The 15,419-nt window shown below is 53.5% G+C and carries 17 protein-coding genes; 7 read left to right on the forward strand and 10 right to left on the reverse strand.

Features of this window, described 5'->3' with window-relative positions; genetic code table 11:
• Positions 1-7: 7 nt before the first annotated feature.
• The 6 genes from QMN38_RS19015 (at position 8) to QMN38_RS19040 (ending at position 5,161) form a co-directional block, all read left to right on the forward strand.
• A complete protein-coding gene (locus QMN38_RS19015) occupies positions 8-1,684 on the forward strand; it encodes a GGDEF domain-containing response regulator (RefSeq protein WP_323605642.1) in 1,677 nt (558 codons plus the stop codon).
• 11 nt (positions 1,685-1,695) lie between these two features.
• The gene (locus QMN38_RS19020; RefSeq protein ID WP_271442635.1) at positions 1,696-2,220 is read left to right on the forward strand and encodes a chemotaxis protein CheW; all 525 of its coding nucleotides are present in this window, start codon (positions 1,696-1,698) and stop codon (positions 2,218-2,220) included.
• Positions 2,204-2,563 (forward strand): hypothetical protein, encoded by a 360-nt coding sequence (locus QMN38_RS19025; protein WP_271442634.1) that lies wholly within the window; start codon positions 2,204-2,206, stop codon positions 2,561-2,563. The genes QMN38_RS19020 and QMN38_RS19025 overlap by 17 nt, the downstream gene beginning before the upstream one ends.
• 292 nt (positions 2,564-2,855) lie before the next feature.
• Positions 2,856-3,575, forward strand: a complete 720-nt coding sequence (locus QMN38_RS19030; protein ID WP_271449783.1) for a nucleoside recognition domain-containing protein — start codon at positions 2,856-2,858, stop codon at positions 3,573-3,575.
• Positions 3,572-4,036, forward strand: coding sequence for a YjiG family protein (locus QMN38_RS19035; RefSeq protein WP_271442632.1), 465 nt, complete (start codon positions 3,572-3,574; stop codon positions 4,034-4,036). Before QMN38_RS19030 ends, QMN38_RS19035 begins: the two co-directional genes overlap by 4 nt.
• Before the next feature lie 12 nt (positions 4,037-4,048).
• Positions 4,049-5,161: a M20 family metallopeptidase gene (locus tag QMN38_RS19040; protein WP_323605646.1), complete on the forward strand. Its 1,113-nt coding sequence runs from the start codon at positions 4,049-4,051 to the stop codon at positions 5,159-5,161.
• Positions 5,162-5,256: 95 nt separating this feature from the next.
• Here QMN38_RS19040 and sitD read toward each other — a convergent pair whose 3' ends face one another.
• Genes sitD through QMN38_RS19060 form a run of 4 tightly spaced genes read right to left on the reverse strand, consistent with a single transcriptional unit; the run spans position 5,257 to position 8,694 of the window.
• The gene (sitD, locus tag QMN38_RS19045; protein WP_323605648.1) at positions 5,257-6,108 is read right to left on the reverse strand and encodes an iron/manganese ABC transporter permease subunit SitD; all 852 of its coding nucleotides are present in this window, start codon (positions 6,106-6,108) and stop codon (positions 5,257-5,259) included.
• The gene (sitC, locus tag QMN38_RS19050) at positions 6,099-6,962 is read right to left on the reverse strand and encodes an iron/manganese ABC transporter permease subunit SitC (protein WP_202037915.1); all 864 of its coding nucleotides are present in this window, start codon (positions 6,960-6,962) and stop codon (positions 6,099-6,101) included. Before sitC ends, sitD begins: the two co-directional genes overlap by 10 nt.
• A gap of 2 nt (positions 6,963-6,964) precedes the next feature.
• Positions 6,965-7,780, reverse strand: a complete 816-nt coding sequence (gene sitB, locus QMN38_RS19055) for an iron/manganese ABC transporter ATP-binding protein SitB (RefSeq protein WP_271441802.1) — start codon at positions 7,778-7,780, stop codon at positions 6,965-6,967.
• Positions 7,777-8,694 carry a metal ABC transporter substrate-binding protein gene (locus tag QMN38_RS19060; protein WP_271456869.1) on the reverse strand — a complete coding sequence of 306 codons (918 nt, stop codon included), beginning with the start codon at positions 8,692-8,694 and terminating at the stop codon, positions 7,777-7,779. The genes sitB and QMN38_RS19060 overlap by 4 nt, the downstream gene beginning before the upstream one ends.
• Before the next feature lie 187 nt (positions 8,695-8,881).
• Between QMN38_RS19060 and QMN38_RS19065 the strand changes: the two genes are divergently transcribed.
• Positions 8,882-9,226, forward strand: coding sequence for a nitrous oxide-stimulated promoter family protein (locus QMN38_RS19065; protein WP_271441804.1), 345 nt, complete (start codon positions 8,882-8,884; stop codon positions 9,224-9,226).
• Positions 9,227-9,350: 124 nt separating this feature from the next.
• Here the strand turns inward: QMN38_RS19065 and QMN38_RS19070 are convergent, their stop codons facing one another.
• The 6 genes from QMN38_RS19070 to hypB form a co-directional block, all read right to left on the reverse strand.
• Positions 9,351-9,779: a TOBE domain-containing protein gene (locus QMN38_RS19070; RefSeq protein ID WP_003037421.1), complete on the reverse strand. Its 429-nt coding sequence runs from the start codon at positions 9,777-9,779 to the stop codon at positions 9,351-9,353.
• Between the two features lie 44 nt (positions 9,780-9,823).
• Positions 9,824-11,899 carry a formate hydrogenlyase transcriptional activator FlhA gene (gene flhA / locus QMN38_RS19075; RefSeq protein WP_323605652.1) on the reverse strand — a complete coding sequence of 692 codons (2,076 nt, stop codon included), beginning with the start codon at positions 11,897-11,899 and terminating at the stop codon, positions 9,824-9,826.
• A 205-nt stretch (positions 11,900-12,104) separates the two neighbouring features.
• Positions 12,105-13,115, reverse strand: coding sequence for a hydrogenase maturation carbamoyl dehydratase HypE (gene hypE / locus QMN38_RS19080; protein WP_323605655.1), 1,011 nt, complete (start codon positions 13,113-13,115; stop codon positions 12,105-12,107).
• Positions 13,112-14,233 (reverse strand): hydrogenase formation protein HypD, encoded by a 1,122-nt coding sequence (gene hypD, locus QMN38_RS19085; RefSeq protein WP_323605656.1) that lies wholly within the window; start codon positions 14,231-14,233, stop codon positions 13,112-13,114. The genes hypE and hypD overlap by 4 nt, the downstream gene beginning before the upstream one ends.
• On the reverse strand, positions 14,234-14,506 hold the full coding sequence (gene hypC, locus QMN38_RS19090) for a hydrogenase 3 maturation protein HypC (RefSeq protein ID WP_061068460.1): 273 nt from the start codon (positions 14,504-14,506) through the stop codon (positions 14,234-14,236).
• Positions 14,497-15,369, reverse strand: a complete 873-nt coding sequence (gene hypB, locus QMN38_RS19095) for a hydrogenase nickel incorporation protein HypB (protein ID WP_124020831.1) — start codon at positions 15,367-15,369, stop codon at positions 14,497-14,499. The genes hypC and hypB overlap by 10 nt, the downstream gene beginning before the upstream one ends.
• Positions 15,370-15,419 lie beyond the last annotated feature (50 nt).

Here is a 15,419-nt window from a genome sequence, read left to right on the forward strand (position 1 = left end):
ACGTACGATGAAACAAGAAAATAAGCACTTAGCGATGGCTGCCGCGCAGGAAAAAATAGCGCGTCTGCGACAGGGATTTTTACGCCGCATCCCCGACATGTTGGCCCAGTCGGAAAGATTACTCGTTCAACTGGTTGCAGAGCCCAGCGAGTCTTGCCGTAAACAACTGCACATACTGCTGCACAGCATTCACGGGTCTGCCGGTTCTTTTGGTTTTACGCCTCTGGCGAACGCAGCCGCAGAAGGGGAGAGTTTACTCGCGGAGCTGGAAGCGGATCAAAGTAAGATTCATTACGATGAAATGCGGCGCATTATCCGGTGGCTGTATACCCTGACCCAGGAGCAGTTGAATCTTGAACACCGTATCAGCGATACGGACTTCAAATTACCGATCTCTTCCCCGCGCGCAGAAGAGGGATACGCTCGTCGGGCCGATAAGCCAATCTACCTGTGCGATGATGACATTGACCAGGTTGAGTTGCTCGCCACGCAACTACGCTGTTTCGGTTTTACCTGCCATGTGTTTGCTAACACGCAGGATTTTACCCAGGCGGTGCTTTCTCAGCCGCCTTCGGTGGTGATTATGGATGTCAGCTTTCCGGATAACGCCTACGGTGGCCCGCTGACAATGTCGGACCTCAAGCAGAAAGTCGGCACCGCTTTCCCGGTACTGTTTCTCTCCTGCCACAGCGATTTTAAAGCGCGGATCAACGCCATTAAATCCGGGTGTGATGGCTACTACGTCAAACCAGCCTCGATTACGGATTTAGTACAGGAACTGCATCGCTTAACCCAGCCGTCGCTGAAAAAACCCTATCAGGTGCTGCTGATCGATGACGAGCCGGCGGTGGCGCAATACAACGCGGAAATGCTGCGTATCGCCGGAATGGAAGTGCATGTACTGGAAAAACCACAGTATTTACTGCATGTGCTGAATGCCCACCCCATCGATCTGGTGCTGATGGATTACCACATGCCGGAATTTAGCGGGGCGGAGCTGACTAAGCTTATCCGCCAAATCCCGCAGCATATTGGCCTGCCTATCGCCTATCTCTCCAGCGAGACGAACAAGAGTGAGCAGCTTGGTGCGATGAGCATCGGCGCTGAGGATTTTATTCTTAAGCAGGCGAATCCAGAAGAGCTTATCCGTGCCGTCTCGATCCGAGCGGAAAGAATGCGAACCCTGCGCGCCCGCATGTCGCAGGACAGCCTGAGTGGGTTATACAACCACTCGACAACCACACATTTTCTCAAAAGTGCGATTGCCGAGTCGAACTACAGCGGTCACCCGTTTTGTCTGGTAATGGTCGATCTGGATCGCTTTAAAAGCATCAACGATACCTACGGCCATGCGGTTGGCGACCAGGTCATTGTCGGCATTTCACAGCTGTTTTCCCATCGCTTACGCAGTACCGACATCGTGGGGCGCTACGGCGGGGAGGAGTTTGTCATCATTATGCCTAACACTACGAGTGAGAAGGCTGCACGGGTGGTTGAGCGCTTGCGTAAGGATTACGAGCAGGTCGCATTTTCCGTTAATGATGCCAGTTTTCACAGTACCTTCAGCGCGGGTATCGCACAGTGGCAGTTTGGCGACAGGCTTGAAACGCTACGTGAACGTGCCGATCAGGCGCTATATGCCGCGAAGCAGAATGGTCGTAATACCTTCCGCATTGCCGAGTAAAAGGAGAAGAGATGAGCCAACAGCTGGAACAAATTCTCGCGCTGAATCATGGTGAAAAACCGGAGTGTGAAAGCGTTGATGAGCCGCAGCGTACGCTGGTGCTATTTCAACTGGCGGGTAATAACTTTGCATTCTACGGGGCACAGATAAAAGAGATCCTTGCGGAACGGCCTATTTCCTGGGTTCCCTGCTGTGCGCCGATGCTCGAAGGTGTCATCAACTATCGTGGGCGAGTGGAGTCGGTGATGAGACTGGACAGCCTGATCGACAAACCTGCGGCTAACGCGGCAGGTAAACGCACGATTCTGATTGGCTGCTCAGAGAAAATGCAAAGTGGTATTTTGATCGACAAGCTTATTGATGTGCTGGATGTTGTCGAAAGCCAGATTCACTTGCCGGGGGATTCACTGCCTCCGGCGCTACAAACCATTGCGGTTGGGGTCGTGAACGTGGCGGAAACCTGGTTTACGCTGCTCGATCTGAATCTGGTTTTTGATCGCTATCAGGAGACCAGCGGGTATGACGCCTCCCATTAATCTGGCTGCGGTACGCATTCGCCTGGGAACGCAGGATTTTTATATTCCGGCCAGTCAGGTCGGGCGCTGTTTGCTGGTGACGCAAGCTGCGCCGGAGATCCCGCGTTTTAGCCGATGGCTTGGTATTGCTGATGAACCGCAACAGGGCTGGCATTTGCATCTGTTTGTTCCAGCCAGCGGCGTAGAAACCGGCTGGTACTTATGGGGGCAACTGGAAAATGTCATGTTATCCAGCGACACCATTTTTGCCGTACCGCCGCTGTTGGCTCATGGCTGTCGTCTGCCGGCGCTACGCGCGCTGGTGGGGAGTGAGGCATTTAGCCCGCTTTTAAGCTGGTGTTGATACTCATGCCGAGTGGCGCGGCGTTTTACAGCTGCATGATTTATTATATCTGTAAATCTTGTTTTTTATTATTTTTAATCCTGCTCACCTTCTCATTGTGTTATTTACGCTTCATTACATAAGTAGTGATTTATTTAAAAGTCAGCATGCTGACTTTATTTCATTGGCAAACTCTGATGCGTCACATTTTTAAATTATTCTGAGTAAAGGACGCTGTCAGGATGATTTAAATCACTTTATTTATTCTTTGTTTATTCAAAATGGCCTGGCGATTCTCCACATTAACAAGGAAATGGATATGAGTTTACCTTCCCAGGATAATAAGGTAGGACCGGGCGCTTATTTTGCTCTGGCATTCGCCGCAGTATTTTTCTCTGGATTACTTGGCGGAAAAGAGTGGTACGGCGTATTTGATTTCACCACCCTGAATGGTGCATTTGGCAAAGTGGTCAGTAAAGCGAGCCTGGAAGGCGATACGCTGACCACGGCGAGCAGCGCGTTTCGTGGCACCGGCGGTCACGGTGCGATGGATGGCTTCCTTTTCGCATTGGGACTGATTCCTGCCGTTATGTTTGCTCTGGGCATGATCAATGTGCTGGAGCATTACGGCGCTCTGCGTGCGGCGCGTCGTCTGTTAACCCCTTTGTTGCGTCCGCTGATGGGGATTCCCGGGAATACCGGACTGGCGCTGATTGGCAGCTTGCAGAGTACAGACGTTGGCGCGTCGTTAACGCGTAACCTCGCTGATGAAGGCGAAATCACGCAGAATGAGAAAGACATTTTTGCCATGTTCCAGTTTTCCGCTGGGGCCATGATCACCAACTTCTTCTCCTCTGGTGCAATCCTGTTCACGCTGATGGCCGTAGACGGCACCCCAGCCGTGCCTGCGTCTATTGGCGCATGCGTTGCTGTGATGTTCATTATGAAAATTGTTGGCGCCAACATGATGCGCCTGGTCCTGACGTTCACCAGTAAAAAAGCCGAATCAACTGTTGCGGGAGAAGCATCATGAGCGCACCAACTTCTAATCCTGTTATTACCGATGTGTTTGTCGAAGGTGCCCGCAAAGGTTGGAATATTGCGACAACCAGCACGCTGCCGAACGTTGTAATGGCCTTTATCATCATCAAAGCGCTGGAGATCACCGGTGCGTTGAAAGGGCTTGGCATGGTATTCGCACCGCTGATGGGGCTCTTTGGTCTGCCCGGCGAAGCTGCTGCGGTGTTGATTGGCGGATGGATGTCGATGGGCGGAGGAATCGGTGTCGCTATTGGTCTGTTTGATAAAGGTATTCTGACCGGTGAGCATCTGGCGATTCTGGCTCCGGCGATTTATCTGATGGGCTCACAGGTGCAGTATCTGGGCCGTATTCTCGGGGTGATTGGCACCAATGCTAAACGTATTCCCCTGATGATTATTATCTCCGTTCTGAACGCTTTTTTAGCGATGCTGCTGATGCGCATTATTCTCTGATAAGGAAATACCATGGATTTGGAAAAGTACATTGATGAACTGCAAACGCTGGTCAACATTGACTGCGGAACGCAAACGGTCGCAGGTGTTGCCCATGTTGCTGCGGTGATGCGCGAGCTCTGGCAGCAGGAAGGCTGGCAAACAGAGATGGTTGATTTAGGCTGTGCGGTTGGGCCGGCGCTACTGGCGACCAATAAACCTCATGCGACAGAATATGATGTGCTGCTGGTCGGCCATCTGGATACCGTTTTCCCGGCGGGAACCGTGGCTGAACGGCCGATGAGCAGTGATGAAAATCGCCTGTACGGACCAGGCGTCTCCGATATGAAAAGTGGTTTGCTGAACATCGTCTGGGCCATGCGTACCTTGCCCGCGGAGCATCAGGCACGCTTATCTATCGCCGTCGCCATGAACCCGGATGAAGAGACCGGTAGCGTTCACTCCAGCGAATGGATTGGTGGACTGGCGAAACGTGCGCGTTGCGTGCTGGTGTGTGAGTCTGCCCGGGCAGACGGTTCGCTGGTGAAAGCGCGCAAAGGCGTGGGCGGCTATCAACTGACCTTTGAGGGGGTAGCAGCGCATGCCGGTAATGAACCGGAAAAAGGGCGCTCTGCCATAACCGCTTTTGCTCATAGCGTCCTGGCGATTAACGCGTTGGCTGACATAGCGCGTGGCACCACGCTGAACGTGGGGGTGGTGCAGGGCGGAAGTGCGGCGAACGTAGTGGCGGCGAAGCTGCATGCGGAACTGGATGTGCGTTTCTGGGAAAACGAAGAATATGATCGTGTGCATCAGGCGCTTCAGTCTCTTTGTCAGCAAGGTTTCCTTGAGGGCGTGACGACTACGCTCACCCGCGTAAGTCATAAACCTGCGATGGCGGCGAGCGAAGACACGCAACACCTGATGACTCTGGTTGAACGCGCCGGGCAGGAAGAGGGAATTGCGGTAACCTGGCAGGCTGTTGGTGGTGGCAGCGATGCGAACCTCACGGCGGCGTTAGGCATACCGACACTGGACGGACTGGGACCCATCGGTGCAGGTTTTCATAGTGCAGATGAGTGGCTGGATATTGCCTCCATCGAACCGCGAATTCGTTTATTAAAACGTATCATCACGATGTTGTAATCTACGGCTAATATAGCCTCCTGCAGGAGGCTATATTAATGCCATGGTCATTTATCAACATCAGAAATATTAGCTAGCATACTATTAAATGTTATTTATGCATCATGCGACTGAAACTGGCTTTCTGAATGACGATCGCGCAGCGTTGAATAAATAAAGGTGATGACAAACAGCAGGGAAAATAAAACGACAATCGTCGGCGCGGGGGCACTGTCGATGAAAAATGACAGGTATACACCCAGAAATGATGTTGCAACCGATATGGCGGTAGCCAGTAATAATGCCTGGGCGAACCTGCGTGTCATTAAAATCGCAATCGCACCGGGGGCAATTAACAAAGAGATCGACAAAATAATACCTACCGACTTTAGCGTCGCGACGATAGTCAGGGCGATCATACACAGCAGACCATAATGCAGCAGTGTGGTGTTAAGACCGCTGGCCTTTGCCTGGTGCGGATCGAATGCATGCAGTAGCAGATCTTTCCATTTGAGCCCGATGATAAGCGCTATCCCCAAAGCGATAATCGAAGTCTGCGCAATATCGCCCAGCGAAACGCCCAGCATGTCACCGAACAAAATATGGTCCAGATGAATTTCAGACTGGATTGACACATACAGCACCAGCCCGGCGCCAAACATACCGGAAAAGACGATCCCCATCAGGGTATCGCGCTTGATACGGCTGTTATCGTCAAGATACCCGGTGGCGACCGCGCAGAACAATCCGGCGACAAAAGCGCCAATCGCCAGCGGAATACCCGCAATCCAGGCCAGTACAATCCCCGGAAAGACCGCATGGCTCATGGCATCCCCCATCAGCGCCCAACCTTTCAATACCAAAAATACCGACAGCAGCGCGCAGGGTACGGCGACGATAACGGAGATGGTCAGCGCGTTGACCATAAAGCTGAACTGAAAGGGTTCCAGTAATGTGATTAAGAACATGAGGACTCCTTGTTCACCCGTCGGGCGCGGCGGCGGTTTGCCAGCAGGCCGTGTTTGGGTGCAAACACGAACGCCAGCAGGAATAACAGCGTTTGCAGAACCACAATAATTCCTCCGGTTGCACCGTCCAGCCAGTAGCTTAGCCAGGCACCAAAAAAGCTGGTCAGGCTACCGATAGCGACTGCGATAGTGAGCAGGCGTGGAAAACGATCCGTCAGCAACCAGGCGGTCGCGCCAGGCGTGACCACCAGGCAAATGACCAGAAATGCGCCGACGGTTTGCAGTGCGGCAACGGTGGAAACGGAGAGCAGCGTAAAAAATAGCAGCTTCAGCCGACCTGGATTCAGACCGATAGAGCGTGCATGGTTTTCATCGAAAAAGACCACCATCAGGTCTTTCCACTTCAGCAGCAGGATGGTCAGTGAGATAACGCCGATGATCGCCAGTTGCAAAATATCTTCCGGCGCAATCGCCAGCACGTTGCCGAGAATAATGGTCTGGATGTTCACCGACATCGGATTGAGCGACACCATAAACAGCCCGATACCGAAGAAAGAGGAAAATATCAGCCCGATGATGGCATCTTCCTTCAGGCGTGAGCGCTGATTGAGAAACAGCATACTGCCCGCAGCCAGTCCCCCGGAAAGAAATGCCCCCAGCGCGAAGGGAAGCCCTAACATATAGGCCCCGGCAACACCGGGCACGATGGAATGCGATAGTGCATCGCCAATCAGCGACCAGCCTTTGAGCATCAGGTAGCACGAGAGGAACGCGCACAGGCCGCCGACCATCGCCGAAACCCACATGGCGTTGAGCATATACTGGTAACCAAAGGGTTCTGTCAGCCAGTTCATGACTATTCCCCCTCGCGTGCCGCGCGACGTGAAATAAACGGGCGCTCATCATCGGTAATCACATGTTGCTCGCCCCCGCTCAATGCGACGTGACGCAGAACGCCGCTAAATGCCTGTTCAAGGTTCTCGGTGGTAAAGGTGGTGTCAGTTGGACCGCTGGCCAGCACGGTGCCTTTAATCATTACCGTGTAATCACAAAACTCGGTGACCGAGCCCAGGTTATGGGTGGAGACCAGCATGGTTCGGCCCTCATCGCGCAATTCGCGCAGCAGACCGATGATACGGGCCTCGGTTTTTACATCTACGCCGGTGAAGGGTTCATCCAGCAAAATGACCTGCCCATCTTGTGCAATGGCCCTTGCCAGGAAAACGCGTTTTTTCTGCCCACCGGAAAGTTCACCAATCTGGCGATGGCGGTATTCCAGCATATCGACCCGTGCCAGAGCAGCATCCACGCAGGCGTGATCGTGCGCCTTTGGCCGGCGCAGCCAGCCCATATGGCCAAAACGTCCCATCATGACCACATCTTCGACCAGCACCGGAAATGACCAGTCCACCTCTTCAGACTGGGGCACATACGCAATCAGATTCTGTTTTAGCGCCTTGCTGACCGGCTGTTGCAGGATAGAGATTTCCCCCTGTGCCAGCCGGACAAACCCCATCAACGCCTTAAACAGTGTTGATTTCCCGGAACCATTTACACCAACCAGCGCGGCAATCGAGCCGCCCGGAACCTGAAACGTGGCATCCCGCAGTGCGGTGTGGCCGTTGCGATACGTCACCGTAACCTGATTCACGGTAATCGCAGATTGACTCATGGTTGACTCCCAAGGCCGTTGTTGATGCCGTTAACAATGGTTTGTGTGGTGACGCGCAGTAGATCCAAATAGGTCGGGACCGGGCCGTCGGCAGCGCTGAGTGAATCGACGTACAGCACGCCGCCGTAATGTGCGCCAGATTCTCGGGCCACCTGACGCGCGGGTTTGTCGGACACGGTACTTTCGCTAAATACCGTGGGGATCTGATGCGCTCGTAGGGTATCGATCACCTTGCGTACCTGTTTCGGCGTACCTTGTTGATCGGCGTTGATCGGCCATAAGTACAGTTCTTTCAGATCGTTATCGCGTGCCAGATAGGAGAACGCCCCTTCGCTAGTGACCAGCCAGCGTTTATCGGCAGGAATTTTGGCAAGTTCAGCTTGTAGCGGCGCGAGCGTTTGCTTAATTTCCGCTTTATAGCGCTCGGCATTCTTCTGGTAGGTCGCCGCGTTTTCCGGGTCATATTTCATTAACGCATTGCGGATGTTATCCACGTAAATCAGTGCGTTGTCTGCTGACATCCAGGCATGTGGATTGGGTTTTCCATTGTATGGCCCTTCGCTGATGCCCATCGGTTGTACGCCGTTTGAGACCATCACTTCCGGTACGCCGGACAGATGTTGGTAGAAGCGGGCGAACCAGAGTTCCAGATTGAGACCATTTGAGAGAATTAACTGCGCACCCTGCGCCCGCTTAATGTCGCCTGGTGTGGGCTGGTATTCGTGAATTTCTGCTCCGGGCTTGGTAATTGAACTGACGTCCGCCGCATCGCCTGCCACATTGCTTGCCATATCAGCAATGATCGTAAACGTCGTGATGACCTTAAACTTTTCTTTCGCCCAGGCAGGTGACAGCGTAAGTGCCGTCAACAGGCTGGCAAGGAGAACTGATTTCAGACGAGGCAGATGCGGCATAGTATCCCTCACAATAAAGTGGTTAATTAATCATCGAATATAGCCTTTGCTATGTTATATAGCACATGGCATAAGTAAATGAAAATAATTCTTATTTGCGTAGGGTGCTAAGGATGTATCACCTTCAGGTAATAGTGCTGCGTATTTTTAAGGTGTATTATTTATGCAACTTAATTGTGGAGGTCTCATGTCCGGCAAACGTATTGCTCGTGAAAAAATGACGATCCAAAAAATGATCTCGCTGTACGAAAGCCAGTGTCCGGAAGCTTCAGATGAGCAGGGGCATTACGATGCGTTGTTTGCTTATGCGCAAAAGCGCCTGGATAAGTGCGTGTTTGGCGAGGAAAAACCGGCCTGCAAACAGTGCCCGGTACACTGCTATCAGCCAGCCAAACGGGAAGAGATGAGGCAAATTATGCGTTGGGCCGGGCCGAGAATGCTCTGGCGTCACCCGATTCTGACCATTCGCCATCTGATTGATGACAAGCGTCCAGTCCCGGAATTACCTGAGAAATATCAGCGCAAGAAGTAATCTGGTTATTTTGTGCCGGATGGCGGCGATGCCTTATCCGGCCTACAAGAGCAAGTGCTCCGTCGCGTAGGCCCGATGAGCGTAGCGCCATCGGGCAATTTAACTATCCGGTACCGGATGGCGGTTACGCTTTGGTGGCAATAAGAATGGCCGAGGCTTTGATCAGCGCGATGACCCGGCTTCCCTGGCTCAGTTTCATCTCTTGCTGACTTTCGTTCGTCACGACCGCGACAATGTCAAAACCGGCATCAGTTTTGATGTGTACGGTGGCGTTAACGGCGCCTTCAGTTACCTGTGAAACGCTACCGGCAAATTGGTTGCGGGCAGAGAACTTCAGACCGCAGTCTTCAGTCGCCAGCGTCACCCACGGCGCTTTGATCAGCGCAATGGCTTCTTTTCCTTTCGCCAGACCCAGTGCCTGCTGACTGCTATGAGTCACAATCGCGACCAGTTTTGCGCCGCCAGCCAGCGTCAGTTCAACTTCATCATTCACTGCGCCAGTTGCAACTGCACTGACTGTACCGGTTAATTGATTACGTGCTGATACCGCCATACTGCCTCCTTTCGTTGAGTTATCACCCAGTATAGCCACAATGGCTAAACCAGCGCATCCTTATCAATACCTAATCGCTTCATACGCGACAACAACGTGGTTCGTTTTAGCCCCAGTCGCTGCGCAGCACCTTTAGGACCGGCGACAACGCCATTGGTCTCTTTCAGTACCCGCATAATCAACTGGTATTCATCTTCGCCATCCTGTGCGACTTCAGTTGCGACCGGAGGCGGGGGCGTCTGCGTGGTGATATCCGGTAGGGATAATTGCAGCACGTTGCCTCGGGTCAGCAGAACGGCGCGTTCCACTACGTTTTCCAGTTCGCGGACGTTACCCGGCCACTCCATGCTGCTCAAGGTACGAAGCGCTTCGGCAGGAATACTGTCGATATTGCGCCCCATCCGGCGAGCGATTTTAAAGGTGAAGGCTTTCACCAGCAGTGGGATGTCTTCTGGACGCTCGCGCAGCGGAGGTAAATGGATCGGGAAAACGTTCAACCGGTAATACAGATCGTTACGGAATTCCCGATCGGCGACCATCTTTTTCAGATCGCGGTTGGTGGCGGCGATCAACCGAACGTCGGTTTGGATCAGTTTGTTGCTGCCCAGGCGTTCAAATTCCTGCTCCTGAAGTACACGCAGTAACTTCGGCTGGAGTTCCAGCGGCATGTCACCGACTTCGTCGAGGAACAGGGAGCTTTTATCCGCCAGTTCGAAACGCCCAATTCGCTGTGTGCTGGCCCCGGTAAAGGCACCGCGCTCGTGACCAAACAGGTCGCTTTCCAGTAATCCGGCAGGCATTGCTGCGCAGTTCATCTTCACCATCCGACGGGCATTACGTCCACTCAGATTATGAATTGCTCTGGCGATCAGCTCTTTACCCGTACCTGTCTCACCCAGAATCAATACGGTACTGTCGCTTTGCGCCACCATTTCGACCTGTTTGAGTACGCTGTACATGGCTTCGCTGCGACCGATAATTTCGCCGAACTCACTGTCCACATTGTTCAGTTGCTCGGTCAGCGCCAGGTTTTCATCGACCAGACGTTCTTTCAGGCGGTGTATCTCCTGATAGGCAAGCGCGTTATCTACCGCAATGGCTACGCGTTCGGCAATCTGGCGCAACAGTTTCAGGTTGGCGGTGGTGAAAACTTTTTCTTCACACTGCGCCAGTTTGAGCACGCCAAGCATCGTATTGCCGGACATCAGCGGCAGCAGGCACAGCGTTTGTAACTGGTTACCCCAGGTTTCGAACAGCATGCGTTCATACGGCGCAAGGGTATCGCGTTCGCTCAGGTTAATCAGTAGCATCTCTTTGCTGCGGAACACCCGCTCGGAAAGCGTGCCAGCTTCATCCACTTCACTTTGTTCGTGAGCTGGATGATTCTCATCCAGATAGTGGGTGGAGTAGATGCTCAACTTATTTTTGCGATTGCTGCGTAATACGATGCTGATGGCATCAATATCGAAATAGTGGTGGATCTCTTTGGCGACTTCGCTGACCAGCTCGTCAATGTCCAGTCGGGAGAGTACCGCATTGGTGATAGCGACGAGGATACGAAAGTTGTCACGTTCGCGACACAGCAAATCGTAATCGACGTTGTTGCTGACCCTGCTCTGAATTTGTTCCGCAACGACGCCGACTATTTGGGTGAAGGTCTGTAGCCGGTTGTACTCTTTTTCACTCCACGGGCGATCCTCGTTGCGGATAAATTCGCAGCCGCCAAAGATGCGTCCGTCCGCCGCCAGCGGCAGCAAACAGTAGTGACCAAATTCAGAATACAATCCGCCAGAGGCCAACTGTGGCCAGGTTTCTGAAAATTCATGATAGTTACAGTGCAGCGCATCAGGGCGAGACAGAATACGACGTACCGGACCGTGTGCCAGTACCGTTTCGTCTTCATAGTCGATGGGTTTACCATTTTCACGCGTCGCAAAATAACGCGCACGCTGCGTCTGTGCCTGCCATAACACAATAGCCGCGCAGTCAGCCAGCGCTGAACGCTTGACCAGCTGCGAAAGCGCCTCACTAAGAGACTGAAGATCGGGCTGCTGTAATAATGTACGAGTAATATCGAACAGGCCTTGCTGTCCGAGGTCACTCATCGGTGTATACGACATATTGCTTTTCCAGGGAAAACACCGCAGAACGGTGCGAAAACGGTAAATGAATTATAGGTATAAGTCGTAAATTATTGCCGGATGGGTCGGGTATTCAAACCATAGGCCTGATAAGCAAAGCGCCATCAGGCAGTAATACAGTGTTAATGCCGGATAACGACCCAAACGTGGTTTATCCGGCCAGGAACAGATTGCCAACCGGCTGCTAGCATATACGAGGTAATGGTTCGGCGTGTGGTAAATCGAGGGTCCGTTTCACGCCGTACAGTCCGGCAAGGCGTACGCCTTTACGTTCAACCACTTCACCAATCAGCGCGGCATCGCGTCCTAAAGGATGGGCGTGGAGTGCGGCGAGTACGGCTTCAGCAGCCTGACGTTCAACGGCAATCACCAGCTTGCCTTCGTTGGCAAAGTTGAGTGCGTCCAGACCCAGCAGTTCGCAAACGCCACGCACGGCAGGTTTCACCGGCAGTGCCGCTTCAGACAACTCAATGCCAAATCCGCAAGAGGCCGCAAATTCATGTGTTACCGCATTGACGCCGCCGCGGGTGGCATCACGCAGCGCTTTCACGCCAGGAATATCGCGTAGCGTCTGGATAAGCGGCGTTAACACCGCACAGTCGCTGACCAGTTCGCCATCAAGCCCCAACTGTTCGCGCAGGTTGAGGATAGTCGCACCGTGATCGCCAAGTGTACCACTCACCAGCAGCACATCACCCACGCTCAGGGTTTGCGCACCCCAGTGAATATTGGCGGGGATCGCGCCCATACCGGCGGTGTTGATGAACAGTTTGTCCGCGGCACCGCGCTGCACAACTTTGGTATCGCCGGTTACGATAGCAATCCCCGCTTCACGGGCGGTTGCTGCCATGCTGTTCACGACGATTTTCAGCGTGTCCATTGGCAGACCCTCTTCGAGGATAAAACCGCAGGAGAGGTAGCGCGGTATCGCGCCGCTGACCGCGACATCGTTAGCCGTACCGCAGATTGCCAGCTTGCCAATGTTGCCGCCGGGGAAGAACAGTGGGTCGATAACGTAGCTGTCCGTTGAAAACGCCAGACGATCGCCTTCTGCGACCAGTTGTGCCAGTTCCAGGCGCGCCTGATCTTCCTGTTCAGCCAGCCACGGGTTAGCAAAAGCTTCCATAAACAGACTGTTGATCAACTGCTGCATAGCCTGACCGCCGCTACCGTGGGCGAGTTGTACGCTGTTCATGCTTCACACTCCTGCTGACGATACTGATACCAGGCGGCACATGCGCCTTCAGAGGAGACCATCAGGGCACCAAATGCGGTCTCCGGGTTACAGGTTTTACCAAATAATGGGCACTGATGCGGTTTGCATCGGCCAGTCAGCACCTCCCCGCAACGTGCGCGCGGATCGTCATAGACCTGCTGCGGCGCTGGCTGGAAATGTGCTTCGGCGTCAAAGCGCTGATAGTCAGGCGTCAGGTGAACGCCGGATGATTCAATCACGCCCAGCCCCCGCCATTCGCTGTCACCGTTAACACTGAACACGTCGGCGATAGCCTGCTGGGCTAACGCGTTACCGGCATCCGGTACCACGCGGCGGTACTGGTTTTCGACCTGGCTTTGGGCCGCTATTTTCTGCTCAATCAGCATCACGACGCCTTGCAGTAGATCAAGCGGCTCGAAGCCGGCGACCACCAACGGGCGATGGAAATCTGAGGCAATGAAATTATAGGCGTCAGTGCCAATCACCATACTGACGTGACCCGGTGCCAAAAAGGCGTCGATACCGTTGTCAGGCTGTTCCAGCAGGCTGCGCAGCGTTGGGATCAAGGTAATGTGCTGGCAGAAAAAGTAAAAGTTCTGCACGTTGCGCTGTTTTGCCTGCTGCAGAGTGATAGCGGTTGTCGGCATGGTGGTTTCAAAACCCAGGCCAAAGAACACCACTTTGCGCGTTGGGTTTTCTTCGGCCAGCTTCAGCGCATCCATCGGAGAATAGACGATACGGACATCCGCGCCGCGTGCTTTGGCCTGTAGCAGTGAGCCCTGTTTTCCCGGGACGCGCATCGCATCACCAAAGGTGCAGAAAATCACTTCCGGGTGGCTGGCGATTTCGACACAACTGTCAATTCTGCCCATCGGCAGAACGCACACCGGGCAGCCTGGACCGTGAATAAACTCCACGTTTGCGGGCAGAAGCTGATCGAGGCCGAATTTAAAGATAGCGTGGGTATGACCACCGCAAACTTCCATAATGCGCAGTGGGCGTTCAGCGGTATAAGAGAGGTGAGCGGCACGCTCGCACAGATGCTCTATCAACTGCATCACCTGTTCTGGTGCGCGATATTCGTCAACAAAACGCATTTATTTTTCCTCGCCATACAGCAACGCGCCGACATCCGGCTCAACGTCAAACATGTTTTGTAGCGCGTCGAGCGTATCGCGCGCTTCAGCTTCATTAATGATGCTCATGGCGAAACCGACGTGAACCAGTACCCACTGGCCCAGACGCGGCTCACCCTTTTCATCACAGCTCCCGACCAGCGTCAGATCGACGTCGCGCTGAATACCGCAAACATCGACCTTAGCCTGGTTGCCATCAATGGTGCGGATTTGACCCGGAACACCTATGCACATCGCTGATTCTCCAGCCATGACAGCCATTGATCCATCCCTTCACCGCTGGTGGCGGAAATCAGGATGATTTCAATGTCCGGGTTCACTTCCCGGGCGCTGGCGATGCACTTCTCAACATCAAAATTAAGGTAAGGCAGCAGATCCACTTTGTTGAGCAGCATCAGTGATGCAGCAGCAAACATGTGCGGGTATTTCAGCGGCTTATCTTCGCCTTCGGTAACAGAGAGCACGGCGACTTTATGACGCTCGCCGAGGTCAAAGCTGGCTGGGCAGACCAGGTTACCAACGTTCTCAATGAACAGAATGCCATTGTCATCAAGCGGCAGACGTGGCGCAGCATCGGCAATCATTTGCGCATCAAGGTGGCAACCTTTACCGGTGTTGACCTGGATTGCGGGTGTGCCGGTGGCGCGAATACGAGCGGCATCGTTAACCGTCTGCTGGTCGCCTTCAATGACGGCACATGGCACACTGTCTTTCAGCTTCATCAGCGTTTCGGTCAGCAGCGTCGTTTTACCGGAACCTGGGCTTGATACGAGGTTCAGTACCAGATGCTGACGGGCAGCGAATCGGGCGCGGTTGCGCTCGGCCAGACGATTGTTTTTGTCCAGCACGTCTATTTCGACTTCCAGCATGCGGCGCTGGCTCATACCTGGCGCGTGAGTGCCTGCTTCACCGTGACCATAGTGCAGATCGCCTTCAGCGGTCTGGCTCGGTGCGAAACTGGAGGTTTTCACACCGGTAATATTCAGTGCCGGGCGAGCCGCCGGGGCAAATGGCGCGCTGCGGAACGCCGAGTGGGGGTTATGTTCATCACCCTCTATATATAGGTTGCCTTCAGCGCAACCACATGTCGTACACATCGCTCACTCCTGATCTTTATCTTGCGGTATATCTGTTGCCGGATGGCAGT

The organism is Citrobacter sp. R-1.5.2 (assembly GCF_035064245.1).
GTDB lineage: Bacteria > Pseudomonadota > Gammaproteobacteria > Enterobacterales > Enterobacteriaceae > Citrobacter.

Coding starts and splice junctions, on each gene's coding strand:
- hypE (WP_323605655.1), bottom strand. CDS start 13,115: ATGAACAGCGTACAACTCGCCCACGGTAGCGGCGGTCAGGCTATGCAG.
- QMN38_RS19020 (WP_271442635.1), top strand. CDS start 1,696: ATGAGCCAACAGCTGGAACAAATTCTCGCGCTGAATCATGGTGAAAAA.
- QMN38_RS19035 (WP_271442632.1), top strand. CDS start 3,572: ATGAGCGCACCAACTTCTAATCCTGTTATTACCGATGTGTTTGTCGAA.
- sitC (WP_202037915.1), bottom strand. CDS start 6,962: ATGAACTGGCTGACAGAACCCTTTGGTTACCAGTATATGCTCAACGCC.
- QMN38_RS19070 (WP_003037421.1), bottom strand. CDS start 9,779: ATGGCGGTATCAGCACGTAATCAATTAACCGGTACAGTCAGTGCAGTT.
- QMN38_RS19030 (WP_271449783.1), top strand. CDS start 2,856: ATGGATATGAGTTTACCTTCCCAGGATAATAAGGTAGGACCGGGCGCT.
- QMN38_RS19040 (WP_323605646.1), top strand. CDS start 4,049: ATGGATTTGGAAAAGTACATTGATGAACTGCAAACGCTGGTCAACATT.
- QMN38_RS19015 (WP_323605642.1), top strand. CDS start 8: ATGAAACAAGAAAATAAGCACTTAGCGATGGCTGCCGCGCAGGAAAAA.
- sitB (WP_271441802.1), bottom strand. CDS start 7,780: ATGAGTCAATCTGCGATTACCGTGAATCAGGTTACGGTGACGTATCGC.
- hypD (WP_323605656.1), bottom strand. CDS start 14,233: ATGCGTTTTGTTGACGAATATCGCGCACCAGAACAGGTGATGCAGTTG.
- QMN38_RS19065 (WP_271441804.1), top strand. CDS start 8,882: ATGTCCGGCAAACGTATTGCTCGTGAAAAAATGACGATCCAAAAAATG.
- hypC (WP_061068460.1), bottom strand. CDS start 14,506: ATGTGCATAGGTGTTCCGGGTCAAATCCGCACCATTGATGGCAACCAG.
- flhA (WP_323605652.1), bottom strand. CDS start 11,899: ATGTCGTATACACCGATGAGTGACCTCGGACAGCAAGGCCTGTTCGAT.
- sitD (WP_323605648.1), bottom strand. CDS start 6,108: ATGTTCTTAATCACATTACTGGAACCCTTTCAGTTCAGCTTTATGGTC.
- QMN38_RS19025 (WP_271442634.1), top strand. CDS start 2,204: ATGACGCCTCCCATTAATCTGGCTGCGGTACGCATTCGCCTGGGAACG.
- QMN38_RS19060 (WP_271456869.1), bottom strand. CDS start 8,694: ATGCCGCATCTGCCTCGTCTGAAATCAGTTCTCCTTGCCAGCCTGTTG.
- hypB (WP_124020831.1), bottom strand. CDS start 15,369: ATGTGTACGACATGTGGTTGCGCTGAAGGCAACCTATATATAGAGGGT.